Raw genomic sequence first — 2,702 nt, 5'->3', positions numbered from 1 at the left:
AAAAAATCCAGGTAAGGCACACCAACTATTAGAGTTAGTAATAATGATATTAAAGCTGCTACGTAAACTAACGTCATTAGCTACCTGCTTTCTTATGTATCCATTCCAATTTTTTGCAATCCTTCCGCAATATTTTCAAAAGACATGCATCTTGAAGCTTTTAGTAACACTACAGAATTTGATTCTATATTATCAATTAAATATTCTACAACTTCATCATTTTTACTGAAAGATTTAATTTTTATTTCCTGATTTTCTATAGTCTTAGTTATCAATTTAGCCTTCTCACCAACTGCAATAACTTCAAAGACCTTTTTATCATTTAAAAATATGCCTATTTCTCTATGAAGATTATCTTCATGCTCTCCCAGTTCAGCCATATCACCTAAAACTAAAACGATTTTAGAATTTTTATAAGAACTTATCGTGGCATCAATAGATGCTTTCATTGAATCAGGATTAGCATTATAGCTATCATTTATTATTTTTATATTATTTATAAGTTCAAGAATCTGCCATCTGTTTTCAATAGGCTTATATTGAGCTAAACCTTTAGCTATATTATCTGAAGAAACTCCTGTTAATTTGCCTATTTCAATTGCAGCTAAAGCGTTAGTAATGTTATACTCACCAGAAACGTTTAATTCGTAAGTATTATTCTTATAAACAAATTGAGAAGCATTAAAATCAGACTTAATTATTTCCACGTTATTTGTAAGGCCATAATATATTGCTTTCCCATTCCAGGAAAGAGTTTTTCCAACCAGTTCATCATTATAAGAAATTAAAACGCCTTCTTCATTTAAATATTTAACAATTTCACATTTTGCCTTAGCTATATTTTCCATACTGCCGAGTCTGCCAATATGAGCTGTTCCTATATTTGTTATTACAGCCATATCGGGTTGAGCGTATTTAGATAAAAGCTCTATTTCTCCAAGTCCCCTCATTCCCATTTCTATCACTAGAAATTCAGTATCATCAGGCATATTAAGCAAAGTCTGACATAGTCCTATTTCGTTATTATGATTTAATTTTGACTTATGCGTCTTATATTGCTGCGATAATACGGAAAAAATCATTTCTTTTGTGGTAGTCTTACCTGAGCTGCCTGTTACAGCAATCACAATTGGGTTTATCCTGCGCCTATTGGCATTTGCTAGTTTAAGATAAGACTCTAAAGTATTATCTACTCCTATTACAAATTTTGCAGCACCTGCGTGAGAGTCAACAATATTTTTATGATTTTTATCTATAAAATATCCTCTACATCCTCTATCTAAAGCTGTTTTTATAAAATCATGCCCGTCAAATTTAGCGCCAACTAACGGTAAAAAAATCTCTTCAGGGGAAACTGTCCTGGTATCTGCAGAAACTGTAAAGCTACCGGAGGTATTAGTTTGTAATAGCAATTCTCCGCCTGTAATTTCTAAAATATCTCTAAGCTGGAATTTCATTTTCCACTCAATCCTAATCCAGATCTAACTTATTAGAATTTTACAGTAAAAATAAGAGTACAGCAAAATATCTAAAAACTACGTATCAAATTTGATACTATACTAATTTTATCTGTTACAATAGGGTAATATTTTTTATTCTATTAAAGTAGTATATTTAAAAGTACAAGTAGAAATCAACAAAAATGAGCTTCTCAAAGTTGCATATATTAGCAGGTTTTACCTCATAAGGCTTTTAGAAGCTGTCATTCTAAAAACTCAATTGTAATAATATTTCCAGCTTTGTGCATTTTTATGCTTTTTTATATATTTTAACCAATTTTTACTGATTTTTATAGAAATCTGCAACATTTTTGCAACATTTTTTTAGCATTTAAAACTACTGGTGTAAATTATTTCAACAGTTCAACAATCTGTAAAAAAGCTTATTATTACCCTAAAAGTCTGTAAAATTAAAAACCAACATATCCCAACAAAACCTAATAGTTAGAGTTTATCCTTGCTGAAAACAGTTGAAGTATGCTTCTACAGGATTTATTAACCCACTATTGGATTATAGCTGTTTGTTGAAAAGTTGAAGCAAAGCATTATCATATAGAAAACTATAATAATTCTAGTTTCAAGATTTCATGCCAGATCAAGACTGGCACCATTATCTTTTAGCCAGTTTTTTCTTTCCCAATAATCAGGCAGCACTTTATCTACTGAATTCCAGAAGGCTTCAGTGTGATTTGGGTGGATAAAATGTGTTAATTCATGCACTACAATATAGTCAATAATAGTTAATGGAGCCATCATTACTTTCCAGTTAAAGTTTAAAGACCTCTCAGAGCAAGATGCCCATCTGCTTTTAAGCTCCATAATTCTAATATTCTTTGGATTAACCCCTATCATATCTTTATAAAGATTAATTCTTTCAATTATCTTAGTTGTACCTTTTGTCTTGTAAAACTCTTTAAATAGCTCTGTCCCTCTTTTTATATCAGATTTTCTAAGGTGTAAATATCCCTGATACAGTTTTAGAGGTACATCAAGGTCTTCAACCACTTTTAATGTGTATGGTCTGCCAAGATACAGGAAGCTTTCACCACTTACAAATTCTCTTTCAACTTTTGATAAGTTAAGTAACTCCAGTTCTGCTTTTTGTTTATGTATCCAGTATTTTTTGCTGGCAATTACCTGCTCAATTTCTGGCACAGAGAGTTCATCTGGAGCAAGCACAGACACTGCACCATCTCTTTCCAC

General features: G+C 31.3%; 2 protein-coding genes. Both read right to left on the bottom strand.

Annotation, left to right across the window (positions count from 1 at the left end):
- Positions 1 to 92: 92 nt before the first annotated feature.
- Complete coding sequence (locus tag A2255_04320) at positions 93 to 1,457, bottom strand: hypothetical protein (protein OGI23373.1); 1,365 nt, start codon at positions 1,455 to 1,457, stop codon at positions 93 to 95.
- A 627-nt stretch (positions 1,458 to 2,084) separates the two neighbouring features.
- Positions 2,085 to 2,702: metal-dependent hydrolase (locus A2255_04315; protein OGI23372.1), on the bottom strand; the 618-nt coding region annotated here is incomplete at its 5' end.

Source organism: Candidatus Melainabacteria bacterium RIFOXYA2_FULL_32_9, from assembly GCA_001784615.1.
Taxonomy (GTDB): domain Bacteria; phylum Cyanobacteriota; class Vampirovibrionia; order Gastranaerophilales; family UBA9579; genus UBA9579.
This window is presented reverse-complemented; position numbering and strand designations above follow the sequence as displayed.

Excerpts from the sequence above, each read along its gene's own strand:
- A2255_04320 (OGI23373.1), bottom strand. The coding sequence starts at position 1,457 with ATGAAATTCCAGCTTAGAGATATTTTAGAAATTACAGGCGGAGAATTG.